19 protein-coding genes are annotated in these 14,672 nt (G+C 67.9%); 9 read left to right on the top strand and 10 right to left on the bottom strand.

Features of this window, described 5'->3' with window-relative positions:
- Nucleotides 1-88: 88 nt before the first annotated feature.
- Nucleotides 89-997 (top strand): UDP-N-acetylmuramate dehydrogenase, encoded by a 909-nt coding sequence (murB, locus tag ACFYLW_RS12535; protein WP_312065629.1) that lies wholly within the window; start codon nucleotides 89-91, stop codon nucleotides 995-997.
- 37 nt (nucleotides 998-1,034) lie between these two features.
- Here murB and ACFYLW_RS12530 read toward each other — a convergent pair whose 3' ends face one another.
- Nucleotides 1,035-2,321, bottom strand: a complete 1,287-nt coding sequence (locus tag ACFYLW_RS12530) for a lytic murein transglycosylase (protein ID WP_313472332.1) — start codon at nucleotides 2,319-2,321, stop codon at nucleotides 1,035-1,037.
- A gap of 367 nt (nucleotides 2,322-2,688) precedes the next feature.
- On the opposite strand from ACFYLW_RS12530, the gene ykgO reads away from it, so the two are divergent.
- The gene (gene ykgO, locus ACFYLW_RS12525) at nucleotides 2,689-2,814 is read left to right on the top strand and encodes a type B 50S ribosomal protein L36 (RefSeq protein ID WP_006274063.1); all 126 of its coding nucleotides are present in this window, start codon (nucleotides 2,689-2,691) and stop codon (nucleotides 2,812-2,814) included.
- Nucleotides 2,815-3,036: 222 nt separating this feature from the next.
- Nucleotides 3,037-3,315: a DUF2312 domain-containing protein gene (locus ACFYLW_RS12520; RefSeq protein WP_292084400.1), complete on the top strand. Its 279-nt coding sequence runs from the start codon at nucleotides 3,037-3,039 to the stop codon at nucleotides 3,313-3,315.
- A 680-nt stretch (nucleotides 3,316-3,995) separates the two neighbouring features.
- Here ACFYLW_RS12520 and ACFYLW_RS12515 read toward each other — a convergent pair.
- The 3 genes from ACFYLW_RS12515 to ACFYLW_RS12505 all read right to left on the bottom strand — a co-directional run bounded on the left by ACFYLW_RS12515 (nucleotide 3,996) and on the right by ACFYLW_RS12505 (nucleotide 5,194).
- Nucleotides 3,996-4,493 (bottom strand): hypothetical protein, encoded by a 498-nt coding sequence (locus ACFYLW_RS12515; protein WP_312065743.1) that lies wholly within the window; start codon nucleotides 4,491-4,493, stop codon nucleotides 3,996-3,998.
- Between the two features lie 108 nt (nucleotides 4,494-4,601).
- Nucleotides 4,602-4,898 carry a hypothetical protein gene (locus ACFYLW_RS12510; RefSeq protein WP_312065745.1) on the bottom strand — a complete coding sequence of 99 codons (297 nt, stop codon included), beginning with the start codon at nucleotides 4,896-4,898 and terminating at the stop codon, nucleotides 4,602-4,604.
- 107 nt (nucleotides 4,899-5,005) lie between these two features.
- The gene (locus tag ACFYLW_RS12505; protein ID WP_292084398.1) at nucleotides 5,006-5,194 is read right to left on the bottom strand and encodes a hypothetical protein; all 189 of its coding nucleotides are present in this window, start codon (nucleotides 5,192-5,194) and stop codon (nucleotides 5,006-5,008) included.
- Between the two features lie 194 nt (nucleotides 5,195-5,388).
- On the opposite strand from ACFYLW_RS12505, the gene ACFYLW_RS12500 reads away from it, so the two are divergent.
- The 4 genes from ACFYLW_RS12500 (at nucleotide 5,389) to ACFYLW_RS12485 (ending at nucleotide 9,808) form a co-directional block, all read left to right on the top strand.
- Complete coding sequence (locus tag ACFYLW_RS12500) at nucleotides 5,389-6,000, top strand: superoxide dismutase (protein ID WP_292084397.1); 612 nt, start codon at nucleotides 5,389-5,391, stop codon at nucleotides 5,998-6,000.
- 168 nt (nucleotides 6,001-6,168) lie between these two features.
- Nucleotides 6,169-6,786, top strand: a complete 618-nt coding sequence (rpsD, locus tag ACFYLW_RS12495) for a 30S ribosomal protein S4 (RefSeq protein WP_312065748.1) — start codon at nucleotides 6,169-6,171, stop codon at nucleotides 6,784-6,786.
- 139 nt (nucleotides 6,787-6,925) lie between these two features.
- A complete protein-coding gene (locus ACFYLW_RS12490; protein ID WP_312065750.1) occupies nucleotides 6,926-7,321 on the top strand; it encodes a hypothetical protein in 396 nt (131 codons plus the stop codon).
- Between the two features lie 102 nt (nucleotides 7,322-7,423).
- Complete coding sequence (locus ACFYLW_RS12485) at nucleotides 7,424-9,808, top strand: EAL domain-containing protein (RefSeq protein ID WP_312065752.1); 2,385 nt, start codon at nucleotides 7,424-7,426, stop codon at nucleotides 9,806-9,808.
- Here the strand turns inward: ACFYLW_RS12485 and ACFYLW_RS12480 are convergent.
- Nucleotides 9,778-10,893, bottom strand: a complete 1,116-nt coding sequence (locus tag ACFYLW_RS12480) for an NADH:flavin oxidoreductase/NADH oxidase (RefSeq protein ID WP_312065754.1) — start codon at nucleotides 10,891-10,893, stop codon at nucleotides 9,778-9,780. The two genes, ACFYLW_RS12485 and ACFYLW_RS12480, sit on opposite strands and share 31 nt — an antisense overlap.
- 149 nt (nucleotides 10,894-11,042) lie before the next feature.
- Between ACFYLW_RS12480 and ACFYLW_RS12475 the strand changes: the two genes are divergently transcribed.
- Complete coding sequence (locus ACFYLW_RS12475; protein ID WP_292032595.1) at nucleotides 11,043-11,171, top strand: hypothetical protein; 129 nt, start codon at nucleotides 11,043-11,045, stop codon at nucleotides 11,169-11,171.
- On the top strand, nucleotides 11,171-11,563 hold the full coding sequence (locus ACFYLW_RS12470) for a hypothetical protein (RefSeq protein WP_390183169.1): 393 nt from the start codon (nucleotides 11,171-11,173) through the stop codon (nucleotides 11,561-11,563). The genes ACFYLW_RS12475 and ACFYLW_RS12470 overlap by 1 nt, the downstream gene beginning before the upstream one ends.
- A 65-nt stretch (nucleotides 11,564-11,628) precedes the next feature.
- Here ACFYLW_RS12470 and ACFYLW_RS12465 read toward each other — a convergent pair whose 3' ends face one another.
- The 5 genes from ACFYLW_RS12465 to ACFYLW_RS12445 all read right to left on the bottom strand — a co-directional run bounded on the left by ACFYLW_RS12465 (nucleotide 11,629) and on the right by ACFYLW_RS12445 (nucleotide 14,659).
- Nucleotides 11,629-11,985 carry an endonuclease domain-containing protein gene (locus ACFYLW_RS12465; RefSeq protein ID WP_390183168.1) on the bottom strand — a complete coding sequence of 119 codons (357 nt, stop codon included), beginning with the start codon at nucleotides 11,983-11,985 and terminating at the stop codon, nucleotides 11,629-11,631.
- A 79-nt stretch (nucleotides 11,986-12,064) separates the two neighbouring features.
- Nucleotides 12,065-12,490 carry an acyl-CoA thioesterase gene (locus ACFYLW_RS12460; protein ID WP_390183167.1) on the bottom strand — a complete coding sequence of 142 codons (426 nt, stop codon included), beginning with the start codon at nucleotides 12,488-12,490 and terminating at the stop codon, nucleotides 12,065-12,067.
- A 6-nt stretch (nucleotides 12,491-12,496) separates the two neighbouring features.
- Entirely contained in the window at nucleotides 12,497-12,847 is a 351-nt protein-coding gene (gene grxD / locus ACFYLW_RS12455; RefSeq protein WP_390183195.1) for a Grx4 family monothiol glutaredoxin, read from the bottom strand.
- Nucleotides 12,848-12,935: 88 nt separating this feature from the next.
- Nucleotides 12,936-14,186 (bottom strand): hypothetical protein, encoded by a 1,251-nt coding sequence (locus tag ACFYLW_RS12450; protein ID WP_390183166.1) that lies wholly within the window; start codon nucleotides 14,184-14,186, stop codon nucleotides 12,936-12,938.
- Nucleotides 14,187-14,317: 131 nt separating this feature from the next.
- Nucleotides 14,318-14,659, bottom strand: a complete 342-nt coding sequence (locus ACFYLW_RS12445; protein WP_292084387.1) for a hypothetical protein — start codon at nucleotides 14,657-14,659, stop codon at nucleotides 14,318-14,320.
- Nucleotides 14,660-14,672: the final 13 nt, after the last annotated feature.

Here is a 14,672-nt window from a genome sequence, read left to right as displayed (position 1 = left end):
GCTCAAGGTCTTGCGCGGACAATCCTGAGCGGGCATCGCAGTAGCTCTTACTGGGTCCCCGCCTCCGCGGGGATGAGCGGAAATAATGATGTCCTGGCGCGATAATCTCCCGACCGTGCGCGGCAAGCTGCTGCTGAACGAGCCGCTGGGGCCCTACACCTGGTTCCGGGTCGGCGGGGCGGCGGACGCCCTGTTCATCCCGGCGGACGCCGAGGACCTGGCCGACTTCCTCAAGGCCCTGCCGGAATCCGTGCCCGTCACCATCATCGGCGTCGGCTCCAACCTGATCGTCCGCGACGGCGGGGTCGAGGGGGTGGTCATCCGTCTGGCCGGGCGCGCCTTCGCCGCCATCACGACCGAGGGCGAGACCATCACCGCCGGCGCGGGCGCGTTGGACTCGATGGTGGCCAAGGCTTCGGCCAAGGCAGGCATCGCCGGGCTGGAATTCTACGCCGGCATTCCCGGCACCATCGGCGGCGCCCTGGCCATGAACGCGGGCTGCTATGGGTCGGAGACCAAGGACGTCCTGGTCTCGGCCTGGGGTCTGACGCGTCAGGGTGAGCGGATCGAACTGGCCCTGGCCGACTTCGGCTACACCTATCGCCACTCAAACGCCCCGGCGGGCGTTATCTGGATGGAGGCGGTCTATCGCGGCGCGCCCGACGCGCCCGAAGCCGTCACCGCCCGCATCAACGAGATCACCAGCCGTCGCGAGACGACCCAGCCGATCCGCGAAAAGACCGGCGGCTCGACCTTCAAGAACCCCGAGGGTCATTCCTCGTGGAAGCTGGTCGACGAGGCGGGCTGGCGCGGCAAGCTGCACGCCGAGACTGGCGGCGGCGCCAAGTTCAGCGAGCTGCACTCCAACTTCATGATCAATCCCGGCGAAGCCACCGCCGCCGACATCGAAGGCCTGGGCGAAGCCGTCCGCGCCGACGTGCTGAAGAAGACCGGCGTCCAGCTGGACTGGGAAATCAAGCGCATCGGGCGGAAGTAAGGGCGACGTCCTTACCCTGCCCGCGTTGTGAGGCGGACTACCGCGCTCGCCGGATCAGCTCGTCGGCCAGCACGTCGGTCAGATAGCCGTCCGCCGTCCGCCCGTTGGCCTGCTGCCAGCGGCGCAGGGCGGCGCGGGTGTTGGAGCCGATAACGCCGTCGACGCCTTGGGTGTCGAAGCCCATTTTCGTCAGGGCCGTCTGGGCGCCGACGCGCTGTTCGCGGGTCAGGGGACCGTCGTTGGGCCATGTCGCCGTCAGCGCAGGCTTGCCCTGCACCCCGTCGGCGATCAGGCCGATGGCCAGGGCGTAGCTGACCGAGTTGTTGTAGCGCCGGATCACATAGTGGTTGGGCAGGGCCAGGAAGACCGGCCCCTTGGCGCCCTGCGGCAGCAGGATGGTCGCGCCCTCGGCGGCCTCGGCGGCGTTCAGCGCCGCGCCGTTGGCCAGACGCACGCCGCGGCCCGACCAGAAGGCCCAGTCGTGCTTGGGCCCCTCGGCCTGGCTGTAGTCGAAGTCGGCGGGCAGGATGACCTCATAGGCCCAGCCTTGGCCACGCTTCCATCCGGCCTGGGCCAGCAGGTTGGCGGCCGAGGCGAGGGCGTCGGCGTCCGAGCCCCAGATGTCCACCTTGCCGTCGCCGTTCTGATCGACCCCCAGCTTCAGATAGCTGTCGGGCATGAACTGGGTCTGGCCCATGGCCCCGGCCCAGCTGCCCTTCAGGCCGCTGCGGGCGCGCTTGCCGTCCACCACGATGTCGAGGGCGTTCTTCAGCTGGTCCTCGGCCCAGGCGCGGCGACGGCCGTCATAGGCCAGGGTCGCCAGCGAGCGGATCACGTCAAAATCGCCCTGGACCTGGCCGAAGGCGCTTTCCTGCGCCCAGACGCCCAGCAGGATCTCGGTCGGCACGCCGAATCTCTGGGTCACTTCCCACGGCACGCGATCGACGCGCTGGCGGGCCATGGCGATTCGGGCGGGGGCGGTGGCGCTCTGGATATAGGCGCCGGCGGGGCGCGAGAATTCGGGCTGGTTGCGGTCCAGACGAACGACGCTGGCGTTGGGCGTGACGCCGCTCAACTCGCGCGAATACTCCCACTTCCGCGCGCCGCCGAGGCGGTCGAGGAAGCTCTGCTTCCAGGACTCGAAACTGGCCTGATCATAGGCGTCCGACAGGTCGACGGCGGCGGCGGGCGGCGGCGGCGCGGGCGTCGCGGGCGCGGGCTCGACGACGGCCGGCGGCGCGGGCTGCGGTTGAGGCGGCGTCGGAACCATGGGCGCGCAGGCCGCAACGGATCCAATCAGGGCAAGACGATAGGCGATACGCATGACCACAGGCTAACGCCCCCGAATTCCACGACCAATCACAAGCGCGCGAAGCCAAAAGGGGTTTCCGTGAAAAGGGTTAAGTCGCCGCTAACCCTTTGCGAAAGTCGCGCCTTAACGAACTGCGTTTTACATTTCAGCTCCCCTGGACACGGCCTGGTGGCGGAGGGGCGACGCGCCGGACGTGCATGTCCGGAGACCCTCCGTTCAACTCGGAGGCCAGGCCTCCAGCGGAATCCCCGCGCGGAATGTTGACGAAAGGCCGGGGCCTCTCTATACGCACCGCTCCGCCGCAAGGTCCTGCTCGCAGGGTTTCGCGCATTTGTTTTTGACCGCCCTCACGGGCCTCCAATCTTCGGGACGTCCGACCATGAAGGTCCGCAGCTCGCTCAAGTCGCTCAAGGGTCGCCACCGCGACTGCAAGATCGTTCGCCGCAAGGGCGTGGTCTATGTGATCAACAAGACCGACCCGCGCTTCAAGGCCAAGCAAGGCTAAGAACCGCGTCGGCGCCTGAAACGGCGCCGCGGTTACGATATTCAAAGGCTGCAGGCTCGCCTGCAGCCTTTTTCGCGTCCGACGTTCAGACTTCGGAATCGGACGCGATTCGCGCCTGAGGCCCGTTCGGGCGATTCCCTTCTTGCCCTCGCGCCCCCCGGTCTGCTTGAGAGTGGTCTCAAGGTCGCCCCGCCGGCCATTTCAAGTTTCGGAGCTTTCCTCATGGCCGACGACGCCCCCGCCTTTGACGCCGCCTCGGACGTCCTGACCGCCACGGCCCAGGGCCGTCTGCGCTCGATCATCGAACGCCTGGAGCGCCTCGAAGAGGACAAGCAGGCCGTCATGGTCGACATGAAGGAGGTCTTCGCCGAGGCCAAGGGCGAGGGCTACGACGTCAAGACGCTGCGCAAGGTCATTCGCATCCGCAAGCAGGACAAGGCCAAGCGCCAGGAGGAAGAGGCGATTCTGGACCTCTACCTGTCGGCTCTCGGCGAGGTCTGAGGGAGGCGGGCCTGAAGCGCACGCCCTTCAAGCCCCCCAGCGACCGCCCTTCACGCTCCAGCAGCCTGAAGGGCGGCGACGCGTCCAAGCTGCGTACCAGCGGCTTCAAGAGCGGCCCTAAGGAGGGCAACGCCTCTAGCCTGCGCTCAAGTAGCCCGAAGGGCGATAGCGTCCCTAAAAAGAAGGCGCTGCTGAGCCCTTGGGATCAGCAGCGTGAGGCGGCGAAGCGCTCGGCGCTGAACGCCCTGAAACGCGCCCGCCGCTCGGCCGCGAAGGCGGGCGTTTCGCTGTCCGAATGGGAGGGCGAGTTCCTCGATTCGGTCGGCGAGCGGATCGAGACCTACGGCCGCGCCTTCGCCGACCCCGAAAAGGGCGCCCCGGGGCAGGCCTTCTCGACCATGCAGGGCCGCAAGCTCAAGGAAATCACCGCCAAGGCCAACGGCGAGGAAACCCGCCCCTGGATGCGCAAGGTGAAGAAGGCGGAGGAATAAGGAACCGCTCTCGCCGCCCCCTTTCGTCATTCCGGGGCGCGCAGCGAACCCGGAGCCCAGGCGACTGCTATTTTCTCCGTCCATGCCGATGCACCTGGCGCCTCGGCCCCGGATCGCCCATCCGGGCCGTCCGTGGTGACGGCGAAAGGACGGAAGTCCGCTTTCGACCCATTGCGGACAATGCCACGGTCAGACTGAATAGGTCTCCCAGAGCCGCCTATGCGGGCTCCGCAACTCCACTTTGGTAGGGTTGAAGCTGAGCATTCCCTCGCTAGGCGCAAGTGGACGCGTCGTGTCTCGCTCAACAACCATGCTGCCGCACCAGTGCCCAGCGTCGTTCGTGAACACCGCCGTACGAATGGCACCAGAGAGCCAGTCAGACACAAGCTCGATGGCTTCTTGTGCCGCACCTTCGGCGTCTAGGGCCTGCTCGGGAAGGTCCGTCTCCCAGTAGCCAAACTCGACGTGAAGCTCTTCGTCCGCCGTGTCGATCAGGATGGGTTCAATCGCGTCCTCGCCCAACCGGTTGATCTCCAAAAGAAGATAGCTTTCATCCCATCGCGTCCAGCGACCATTAAGCGTCTCAGCCCAGCCGGAAAGTGCGCGGAACACATCGCGCGACCACTGGTCTATGTGGTCGGTAGAAGTCGCTGTGAAAGGCGTTCCACTCGGTTTCGAGGTTCGCATATCGCCGCCTTATGTTCTGCAGATGGCCGCATTGTCGCCTGAGCGGCTAGTGTCCGCTTTCCACCCTTCGCGGACATTCGAGCCTGCCGCTTTCGACGCTCAGGCCTCTTAAGGCGCAAGCACTGGCTGTGGGCCGAAAGCCCAGGCGTCGCCGCCTGTCTGGGTTGGCTCGACCGTCGTGGTGGTTCCGCCATTGGGCCGGGTGGTCGTCGTCGTGGTTGTCGTGGTGGTTCGCTCCCACAGGGTGCAGTCCATCGACGAGCCGCCGCCGGGTTGCGAGGTGGTCCGGCATTGGGCCTTGGCGGCGTCCGCTGACCGCACTGCCTCCGCCGGACCGGCGGCGCAGGCGGACAGGGTCAGCACGGTCGCCAGCACGGCGGCCGTAATGGCACCAGACTTCAGCATGGCGATGCTCCTCACCACTCCCGTTCTCGCCAGTTTGTCTGAAGGACTGCGCTGCGCAAGAGCCAGCCGCTCTGGCATCCTAGCCTGTCTTGAGCAGGAGCGGCCGCCTACACCCTCACGTCAAAATGGCGCGGTTCGCCGTCGCGCCGTTCGCGGGCGGCGTCGTGCAGGGTGTCGGCCAGGTCGAGCAGATGGTGACGGCGCAGGCGGGGAACGATCTCCAGCAGTTGCAGCCGCAGGGTTTCCGCCTCGGCGTCGGTCAGGGGAGCCGGCCGACGGAGCGATCTGACGGGCATGGCGATCCTCCTTTCGGGAGGGGGCTTGAGGGCGCTGAAATCACCTTGGCGAAACGGACATTTCGCATGTCCGGTTCCCAGTCGGCCCTTGCTGAGCGGAAAATCTGAACAAACTCGGCGGTAAAGGCTTGGGTATGCAGCGCGCGGCCCTAGATAGGGGCCGGAAGAATCAAAACCGCCGAGAGGAACCTCCCATGGCCTTCGTCCTGCCCCCGCTGCCCTACGCCCATGACGCGCTGGAGCCCGTCATCGACAAGGAGACGATGGGCTTCCACTACGACAAGCACCATCAGACCTACGTCGACAACCTGAACAAGGCCGTGGCCGCCGCCGGCGTCGAAGGCCAGTCGTTCGACGAGCTGTTCGCCAAGATGTCGACCCTGCCCGTCGCCGTGCGCAACAACGCTGGCGGCGTGTGGAACCACACCTTCTTCTGGGAAGGCCTGGCGCCCGTCGGCACGGGCGGCGCGCCCTCGGCTGAACTGGCCGCCGCCATCGACGCCGACCTGGGCGGCATGGACGCCTTCAAGGAGGCCTTCAACGCCGCTGGTCTGGGCCGCTTCGGTTCGGGCTGGGCCTGGCTGATCGTGCAGGACGGCAAGCTGAAGATCATCTCGACGCCGAACCAGGACAACTCCCTGATGGACTTCGCCGAGGAGAAGGGCGCGCCCCTGCTCGTCGCCGACGTCTGGGAGCACGCCTACTACCTGAAGTACCAGAACCGCCGCGCCGAGTTCCTGGCCGCCTTCTGGTCCATCGTGAACTGGAACAAGGTCAACGAGCTCTACGCCGCCGCCAAGGGCTGAAACGCCCGTCTGGCTTGACTCCGGGAGGGCGGGCCTTCATAAGCCCGCCCTTCTCGCATCGGGTTTCGGCCCGAGGCGCGAATTGACTACGGACGATGCGTGGACCGCCGTTGAGATCGCCGCTCCAATCGGGGAGGGGCCGGGCCGCATCAGCATGAAGAGTGACTTATGTCCAAGCGCCATAGCGCCAAGTACAAAATCGACCGCGCCATGGGTGAAAACCTGTGGGGCCGCGCCAAGTCGCCGGTCAACAAGCGTTCGTACGGCCCGGGCCAGCACGGCCAGCGTCGTAAGTCGAAGGTTTCGGACTTCGGCCTGCAGCTGAAGGCCAAGCAGAAGCTCAAGGGCTACTACGGCAACATCACCGAGAAGCAATTCTCGGCCATCTACGCCGAAGCCGGCCGCCGCAAGGGCAACACCTCGGAAAACCTGATCGGTCTGCTGGAATCGCGCCTGGACGCCATCGTCTACCGCGCCAAGTTCGTCCCGACCGTCTGGGCCGCTCGCCAGTTCGTCAGCCACGGCCACGTGACCGTCGACGGCAAGAAGGTCGACATCGGTTCGTACCGCGTCAAGCCGGGCCAGGTCATCGAGGTCAAGGAAAAGTCGCGCAACATGGCTCTGGTGCTCGAAGCCCAGCAGTCGTCGGAGCGTGACGTGCCGGACTACCTGGAACTGGGCGACCGCGGCTTCTCGGTCCGCTACGTCCGCGTTCCGGAACTGTCGGACGTGCCGTACCCGGTCAAGATGGAACCGAACCTGGTCGTCGAATACTACTCGTCCTGATTTCAGGCGATCGACGATAGAGTTGATGGAAGCCCCGGTGCGAACCGGGGCTTCTTTCTTATTCAGCATTCGCTGTTCCCTTGGGGAAGGAAGCAGCGCATTCTGACCGGGTGGACAGGCTCCGCCCCGGAAGGTCGAGATGAGACGAATCATCGCTCTTTGCGCTGTCGCCGCCGTCGCCGCCCTGGCGGGGGCTTGCGCCGGGACCGGCGATCAGCCCGTGCGCACCGCCGGGATGCCGGGCCAGCTTGAGCCGATCCACGCCGCCGCCTTCACGCGTGACACAGCGGTCTTCTGGGTCAGCTCGAACGGCTGCACCAGCAAGGCGGACGTCAAACCCTTCATCACCCGCCTGCGTGACAGCGCCGTCATCACCCTGCGTCGTCTGGACGAGGACCGCTGCGAAAATCCCAAATCCGACGGGGTGCAGCTGCAATGGAGCTTCGAGGAGCTGGGCCTGCCGCCGGGCGCCGAAGTCTCGGTCAACAACCCCTATCTGATGCGTCAGAACGACAAGCCGCACGACGCCTCCTGACCGGTTTCGTCGCAAGGCTTCGTTAGCCATTTCGGACGACGTCGGATTAAGAGTTGAGCCGCTAGGGAAAGGATCGTTTCAGTATCCTTCCCCCCGGATTCCATGCGTATCGTCGACTGTCTGACCACCGCCCACAATCTGGCGCTGGTCGCCCTGGCCGCGCTTGTCTGCGTGCTGGGCAGCTGGATCACCATCAGCCTGTTGAAGCGGGTCCGCAGCACGCGGGCCGGCGCGCGCGCCGCCTGGGTCTTCCTGGGCGCGGTGGCGGGCGGGGCGACCGTCTGGTGCACCCACTTCGTCGCCATGATCGCCTATGAGCCGGGCATCGCCGTCGCTTATGAGCCGGGCCTGACGGGGCTGTCGCTGCTGGTCGCTATCTGCGGCTCGGGGGCGGCCCAGTTGCTGGCGGCGCAGCGCTTCCCGGGTTCGGGCCTGGTCGGCGGCGTGTCGTTCGGCCTGGCCGTGGCGGCCATGCACTTCATCGGCATGGGGGCCTTCGCCGTCGACGCCGTGATCCAGTGGTCGGTCCCCTATGTGGTGGTCGCTGTGGTGGGGTCGGTCGTGTTCGCGGCCCTGGCCTTCAAAGCCGACAAGCTGTGGCCCACCGTCGAGGGACGCTGGCTGGCCATCCTCTTCATGGTCCTGGGCATTGTGGTGCTGCACTTCACCGCCATGTCGGCCATGACCATCCTGCCCTTCGCGCCGCTGGACGGGGCCCTGACCGGCGATGACGCCAAGCATGTCCTGGCCATCGGCGTGGCCGGCGTGGGCCTGCTGGTGCTGGGCGCCGGTGCGGCCAGCTATGCGCTGGACAGCCAATCGCGCGGCCAGGCCGAGGTGCGCCTGCAACATCTGATCGAAGGCAGCGTCGACGGCATGGCGGTCGAGCGCGACGGCGTCATCGTCGGCGTCAACAGCGCGCTTCTGGCCCTGCTCGGCGCCGAACGCGAGGCCGCGATCGGCCAGAGCCTGTCGCGCTGGGCCGAGGACGCGGCGCGTCTGGCCGACGGCGACATGGTGCAGTCGTCGCTGAAGACCGTCTCAGGCGAGGTCCTGCCGGTCGAACTGGCGGCCAAGCGCGATCACGTCAGCGAAGGCGAGGTCATGCTCTATTCCGTGCGCGACCTGCGCGCCCGCCAGGCCCAGGAACGCCGCATCGCCCATCTGGCGCGCAACGACAGCCTGACCGGTCTGCCCAACCGCGCCTCCTTCCTGGAGCGTCTGAGCCGCCAGACCGCCACCATCAAGCCCGGTGAGGCCCTGGCCCTGTTCGCTCTGGACCTGAACCGGTTCAAGGAGGTCAACGACCTGTACGGCCACGCCGTCGGCGACCTGCTGCTGTGCCGCATCGCCGACCGTCTGCGCGAGGCCCTGCACGAGGGCGAGTTCGTGGCTCGCCAGGGCGGCGACGAGTTCGTGGCCATGGCCCAGGTGTCGTCCCGCGCCGAGGCCCAGGCCGTGGCCGAGCGCCTGCGCGCCGCAATCCTCCAGCCCGTCACCATCGACCACGCGGACCTGTCGTGCGGCGCCAGCATCGGCGTGTCGCTGTGGCCCGAGGACGCCGACGACATCTCGACCCTGATCAACAACGCTGACCTGGCCATGTACCGCGCCAAGGGCTCGCTGACGGTCGATATCTGCTTCTACGAGGCGGACATGGACCAGGCCGTGCGCGCGCGCCGCCGCGTCACCCAGGCCCTGCGCGAGGCCCTGGATAACGAGAAGTTCGAGCTGCACTATCAGGTCCAGGCCTCGGTCGAGACCGGCAAGGCCATCGGCTACGAAGTCCTGCTGCGCTGGAAGGACGAGAACGGCCGCAACATCCCGCCGTCGGACTTCATCCCCGTGGCCGAGGAGACGGGCCTGATCCTGCCGATCGGCGAATGGGTGCTGCGTCAGGCCTGCCGACAGGCCGCCGCCTGGCCCGAGCCGCACCGCATCGCGGTCAATCTGTCGCCGGTGCAACTGGGTCACGTCGACCTGCCGCGCCTGGTGCACCAGGTCCTGCTGGAGACCGGGCTGGCGCCCTCGCGGCTGGAGCTGGAGATCACCGAGACGGCCATGATCAGCGACATGGAGCGCACCACCCATGTGCTGCGCCAGCTGAAGGCCCTGGGCGTCACCATCGCCATGGACGACTTCGGCACCGGCTATTCGTCGCTGTCGACCCTGCGGGCCTTCCCCTTCGACAAGATCAAGCTGGACCGGTCCTTCATGACCGAGCTGGACGGCGCCGCGCCGCAGTCGCGAGCCATCATCCGGGCCGTCCTGACCATCGGCGAGAGCCTTTCGATCCCGGTGCTGGCCGAGGGGGTCGAAACCCCCGAACAGCTGGCCTTCCTGCGCGATCAGGGCTGCAACGAGGTGCAGGGCTATCTGCTGGGCCGGCCCCAGCCGGAGGCTGACGCCCTGGCCAACGGCGCCGCCGCAGTGGCGACGACGCCGTCAGGCGAGACTCAGCCCAAGGCCGCCCGCGCCGTCGCATAACCCGGCCAGTGACCGGCGCCGGCCCGTTCGTACTGGACGGGCAGGCCCTCCGGCTGGCCCAAAGCCACGGCGGCGTGGTGGCCCCAGTTGGGATCATCCAGCACGGCGCGGGCCAGGGCGATCAGATCGGCCTTGCCCTCGGCCAGCAGGTCTTCGGCCTGCTGCGGCGTGACGATCATGCCGACGGCCATGACATTGGCCTCGGGCGCCGCCGCCTTGACCGCCTCGGCGAAGGCGACCTGATAGTTGGGCTGATCGCCCGGAATGCGGGCCGTGGCGATATTGCCGCCGCTGGTCAGGTGCAGATAGTCATAGCCCATGGCGTGCAGGGCGGCGCCGAACACCTGCGCCTCCTCGACCGTGATGCCGCCCTCGGTCCAATCCGAACCGTTGAAGCGTACGCCGAGCGCCTTGGTCCGGGGCCAGGCGTCGCGCAGGGCCTGGGCCACGCGCAGCGGGAAGCGCATCCGGTTCTCCAGCGAGCCTCCGAACTCATCCGTCCGCTCGTTGGACAGCGGCGACAGGAACTGGGTCAGCAGATAGCCGTGGGCGGCGTGCAACTCGACCAGATCGAAGCCGGCTCGGTCGGCGCGCTTGGCCGAATCGATGAAGGCGTCGACCACGCGGTCCATGCCCTCCCGATCCAGCGCCGTCGGCGTGTGCCAGTCGGGCTTGAAGGCCTGGCTTGACGCCGAAAACGTCTCCCAGGCCTTGTCGGCGGGCGCGGGGCCGCCCCGGTCGATCCACGGCGGATTGGTCGAGGCCTTGCGCCCGGCGTGGGCCAGCTGGACGCCGATCGGCGTGTCCGAATAGGTGCGGATGTCGCGGATGATCTTGGCGAAGGCGGCTTCCTGCTCGTCGTTCCACAGGCCGGTGTCGGCCCAGGAGATGCGGCCCGCCGCCTCGACGCCGGTGGCCTCGATCACCACCAGACCGGCGCCCGACAGGGCCAGACGGGCGATGTGCTGGGCGTGCCAGGGCTGGGGCACGCCGTCCACGGCCGAATATTGGCACATGGGGGCGACGACGATGCGGTTCTTCAGCGTCAGCGGGCCGACGGCGCGCGGGGTGAACAGCAGGCTCATGCAGAGAACTTTCGGATGATGTCCCGGGGAGGCGGGGTCACAGTAGCTATGACTGTGGCTGTTCCGTTCAACCCCCGCCTTTCCGATTATTCACGTGATCTGGAACGGCGACGCTGGCAGTTTGCCGCCAGCCAAGAAGGGGAACACCTATGCGCCGTATCATCATCGCTCTCGCCGTCGCCGCCGTCGCCGCGCCCATGCTGTCGGGCTGCATCATCATCGCCAGCGACAAGCCAACCACCCGCGTCATCCACTCGACCCCGGCCGAGGCGAACTGATGCGCCAGGCCACCATCAGGGCAGCTGTCGCGGCCGTCGCCCTGCTGCCGCTGCTGGGCGGCTGCGTCATCTATTCGAACGACGGCGGCGAGCGGAAGGTCAACATCAACAACCCGGCCGTGGTCCAGGCCGAAGTTCTGGAAGCTGTCCGCAAGGTCGACTTCGACGGCCAGCGCCTGACCGTCGTGGTCGGCTCCAACGGCTGCACCGAGGCCTCCAGCTTCGAGGTCAAGATCAAGGATGCTGATCCGACCGAGCTCAGCCTGATCCGTCGCACGCCGGACCTGTGCAAGGCCCTGGTCCGCGAAGGCGTCGTCGTCAGCTGGACCTACGCCGAACTGGGCGTGAAAGCCGGCGAACAGGTTCGCGTGCTGAACCCGATCAGCCTGTAAGAAGCGCAACTCTTTCCTCCCCACTTCGTGGGGAGGGGGACCGCGAAGCGGTGGAGGGGGCGGCGCTAGGCTTTCCGTGTAAGCGCCACGTTCCTGATCGCGTTCAAGACGCCCTCGACATCGTCGCGCACGTCGCAGGACGCGACGCGCAGAACTGAGACGCTCTTGGTTGCCAGCCAGGCCGTGCGCTGCTCGTCGTGGCGGACCTGAACCGCTTCGCCATGGATCATGCCGTCGACTTCGACGGCCAGCGCCAGTTCGGGGCAATAGAAATCCAGGATGTAAGGGCCGACAGGATGCTGGCGTCGGAACTTCAGCCCCTCAAGCTTGCGCCCCTTCAGCTGTGTCCAGAGTTGCGCTTCCGGCGGCGTGAGGGCGCGTCGCATCTGGCGGGCGCGTTCGTGACTTATGCTGTCGGCCATAGCGTCGCCCCCTCCACCGCTTCGCGGTCCCCCTCCCCATTGCTGCGCAACAGGGAGGAAAGAGCAAGCTTGAGGGCGGTTACGCCGAAAACGGCCCCAGCATTTCCGCGGGGATACGGGCGGGGCGCAAGGTGGCGGCGTCGACCAGACACCATTCGGAAACGCCTTGCGCGCACAGACGGCCTTCGCCGTCCTCGATACGGACATAGCGGTTGAAGCGCGGGCCTTGCGGCTCGCCGACCCAGGTGCGGGCGACTACGCCGGTCGCGCCCGGTGCGATGGCGCGCAGGTAGTCGATCTCGTGTCTCAGGGCGACCCAGGACCACTTCGCCCGCGTGTCTTCGTCGAAGCGCGCGTTCCAGTGGGCCGTGCCGACGTCCTGCAGCCAGCCGACATAGACGACGTTGTTGACGTGGTTGTTCTCGTCGATGTGCTCCGGCCGCACGTCCAGAGGGACGATAAAGACCTCGCGGTCTTCGCGCGGGGTCAGTTGCGGCCGGGCCATCCGGGCTTAGGCCTCGCCGAGGGCGACGCCCTTCTCGACCATCAGGGCCTGCAGTTCGCCGGCCTGGAACATCTCGCGCACGATGTCCGAACCGCCCACGAACTCGCCCTTCACATAGAGCTGCGGGATGGTCGGCCAGTCGGTGAAGCTTTTGATGCCGTCGCGCAGGGCTTCGTCCTGAAGCACGTCGACGCCGACGAAGGGGGCACCCACGTGATCAAGGATCTGCACCGCCAGCGAGGAGAAGCCGCAGCGCGGCGAATCCGGCGTGCCCTTCATGAACAGGACCACGTCATGCTCCGCCACGGTCTGGGCGATGAAGGCGTGGACGGGGTCGGCGGCGGCGTCAGCGGTCATTTGATCGGTCACGATAAGGGGCCTTTCAGCGAAGCCCGTCAGCTAGGCGCCCAATGGGGCCGGGTCAAGGCCGCTGCGGCGTAAGAGCTCAGGCGGTTTCCGGCGCCCGGGCCAGGCGTTCGGCGCGCTGCGCCAGGGCGGGGGCGCCGTATTCGCGCGCCGTGGCGGCGGCCTCGGTCAGGACCAGCCCTAGTTCTCTTGGAGGCTGGCCGGTCCAGCGCGCGCGGGCCAGGGCGATGCGCGCCATGCCGATCTGGTCGGATGCCCAGTCCAGCGGGGTCGAGACCACCGAGGGGCGGCTGAGACGGCGGCGCAGGCCCGTCTCGATCTCCAGCAGGGCCGAGAGGTCGCCGATCGATCCGGCGCGCGAGGCCTCCTGGGCTACGCGGCGTTCATGGGCCAGTGCGCCCAGCACCAGCCCGCCGCCCTCGGTCAGGGCTTCGGCCTGGACCAGGACCAGTAGGGGCAGGGTCTCGCGCTCGGCCCGCAGCACCTGGATGGCGGCCCAGTCCAGAGGGCTGTGGTCGGGGGTGAACTGGTCGGCGGCGGCGTCGAACAGGGCGTGGGCCTGGTCGCGGGCCAGAACGTCGTCGGCGATGGCCGCGAGGGCCGCCATGCCGGCGGCGCACAGGGCCAGGGCGCGGGCGCGGCTGAGCGGGCGCTGCTCCGGCGTGGCCGCCTCGACCAGGGCGCGCAGGTCGCCGCCCGCCTGATCCAGCATGCGCGGGTCGCGCGCGGCCAGGCCAGCCTCCAGCATCAGGGCGGCGCGATCCAGCCTCAGATCGTCCTCGATCGGGCGCTGCTGGCCCTTGAGCCCGTGCAGGGCGTTGTCCAGCATGACGGCGGCGTCCTGCAGCGTCGCCGCCTCGCCCGATAGCGAAGCCTGACGCGCCCGCAGCCGGGCGTGCAGGGCGGCGACGGCGGCGGCGGTGTCGCCGCGCCGGGCGGCGGGCAGGGCCGCCAGCAGGGCCAGGACGGCGTCGAGCCGCGCCGGCTCGCCGCACAGGTCAAAGGCCAGCATCCCGCTTTGGGCCAGTTCCAGCGTGGCGCGAATGGTTTCGTCGTCGTTGCGGGCGTGGCGGACGGAGTCACGAGCGGCCGCCTCGGCCTTGTCGAGGCTCAGGCCGGCGCCGCTGCGGCGGGCGTGTTCGCGCCACAGGGCCGAGGCGCGCAGGGCGGCGTCATGGGGCCGCGCGCAGGAGACGCGCCCGGCCTCGATCGACTGCTGCCGGGCCTCGACCTCGACGAGGCCGACGCCGATCAGTTCCAGCCAGCCGAGATCGTCGCTGTCGCGCGCCTTCTCGAACAGCCGTCGCAGATCTCTGCCGAATTCGAACATTCCAGACCTTCGTCGTCCCGCTTCGGGATCGCGGGGGCGATCCTGCAGACGCACAAGCAAACGCAGCGCCGCCGGATGGGTTCGGCTTAAGCATAATCGCCGACCTCGCGCGGGGTCCGGCGCGGGCCGGATCAGCCCAGGCGCGGGGTCTTCTGACGGCAGCGCTGCAATACGGTGCGGGCCTCGGCTTCACCGGCGGACAGGCGCTTCACCGAATCGAGGCGGGCGCGGGTCTGGTCGTTTTCCGCCACCGTCGGGTCGCGCCCCGCCGCCGTCGCCGCCTGCATGGCCGCCAGCGACCAGTAGAGGGCGGCGTCATAGAGGGTGCGGCCATAGCGGCTCTCGCCGCCTTCCAGTTCAGACGCCGCCTGGGTCAGCCCGGCGCACCGCACCGCCTCGTCATAGGAGACGAGCCGGGTCGTCTGGGGCGGGCCCAGAACCGCAAGCGCGGCGGTGACGACAGCGATGAACATCAAAAGCTCCACG

The organism is Brevundimonas sp. NPDC007368 (assembly GCF_042869015.1).
In the GTDB taxonomy this organism is placed as follows: domain Bacteria; phylum Pseudomonadota; class Alphaproteobacteria; order Caulobacterales; family Caulobacteraceae; genus Brevundimonas.
Note: the sequence above shows the minus strand (reverse complement) of the source record. Positions and strands in the feature narration are given on the sequence as shown.

Bases quoted from the DNA above. Each gene is read 5' to 3' on its own strand.
- ACFYLW_RS12460 (WP_390183167.1), bottom strand. From the start codon at position 12,490: ATGGCCCGGCCGCAACTGACCCCGCGCGAAGACCGCGAGGTCTTTATC.
- ACFYLW_RS12515 (WP_312065743.1), bottom strand. From the start codon at position 4,493: ATGCGAACCTCGAAACCGAGTGGAACGCCTTTCACAGCGACTTCTACC.
- rpsD (WP_312065748.1), top strand. From the start codon at position 6,169: ATGTCCAAGCGCCATAGCGCCAAGTACAAAATCGACCGCGCCATGGGT.
- ACFYLW_RS12520 (WP_292084400.1), top strand. From the start codon at position 3,037: ATGGCCGACGACGCCCCCGCCTTTGACGCCGCCTCGGACGTCCTGACC.
- ACFYLW_RS12475 (WP_292032595.1), top strand. From the start codon at position 11,043: ATGCGCCGTATCATCATCGCTCTCGCCGTCGCCGCCGTCGCCGCGCCC.
- ACFYLW_RS12465 (WP_390183168.1), bottom strand. From the start codon at position 11,985: ATGGCCGACAGCATAAGTCACGAACGCGCCCGCCAGATGCGACGCGCC.
- ACFYLW_RS12505 (WP_292084398.1), bottom strand. From the start codon at position 5,194: ATGCCCGTCAGATCGCTCCGTCGGCCGGCTCCCCTGACCGACGCCGAG.
- ACFYLW_RS12530 (WP_313472332.1), bottom strand. From the start codon at position 2,321: ATGCGTATCGCCTATCGTCTTGCCCTGATTGGATCCGTTGCGGCCTGC.
- ACFYLW_RS12450 (WP_390183166.1), bottom strand. From the start codon at position 14,186: ATGTTCGAATTCGGCAGAGATCTGCGACGGCTGTTCGAGAAGGCGCGC.
- grxD (WP_390183195.1), bottom strand. From the start codon at position 12,847: ATGACCGCTGACGCCGCCGCCGACCCCGTCCACGCCTTCATCGCCCAG.
- ACFYLW_RS12485 (WP_312065752.1), top strand. From the start codon at position 7,424: ATGCGTATCGTCGACTGTCTGACCACCGCCCACAATCTGGCGCTGGTC.
- ACFYLW_RS12500 (WP_292084397.1), top strand. From the start codon at position 5,389: ATGGCCTTCGTCCTGCCCCCGCTGCCCTACGCCCATGACGCGCTGGAG.
- ACFYLW_RS12480 (WP_312065754.1), bottom strand. From the start codon at position 10,893: ATGAGCCTGCTGTTCACCCCGCGCGCCGTCGGCCCGCTGACGCTGAAG.
- ACFYLW_RS12445 (WP_292084387.1), bottom strand. From the start codon at position 14,659: ATGTTCATCGCTGTCGTCACCGCCGCGCTTGCGGTTCTGGGCCCGCCC.
- ACFYLW_RS12490 (WP_312065750.1), top strand. From the start codon at position 6,926: ATGAGACGAATCATCGCTCTTTGCGCTGTCGCCGCCGTCGCCGCCCTG.
- murB (WP_312065629.1), top strand. From the start codon at position 89: ATGTCCTGGCGCGATAATCTCCCGACCGTGCGCGGCAAGCTGCTGCTG.
- ykgO (WP_006274063.1), top strand. From the start codon at position 2,689: ATGAAGGTCCGCAGCTCGCTCAAGTCGCTCAAGGGTCGCCACCGCGAC.
- ACFYLW_RS12510 (WP_312065745.1), bottom strand. From the start codon at position 4,898: ATGCTGAAGTCTGGTGCCATTACGGCCGCCGTGCTGGCGACCGTGCTG.
- ACFYLW_RS12470 (WP_390183169.1), top strand. From the start codon at position 11,171: ATGCGCCAGGCCACCATCAGGGCAGCTGTCGCGGCCGTCGCCCTGCTG.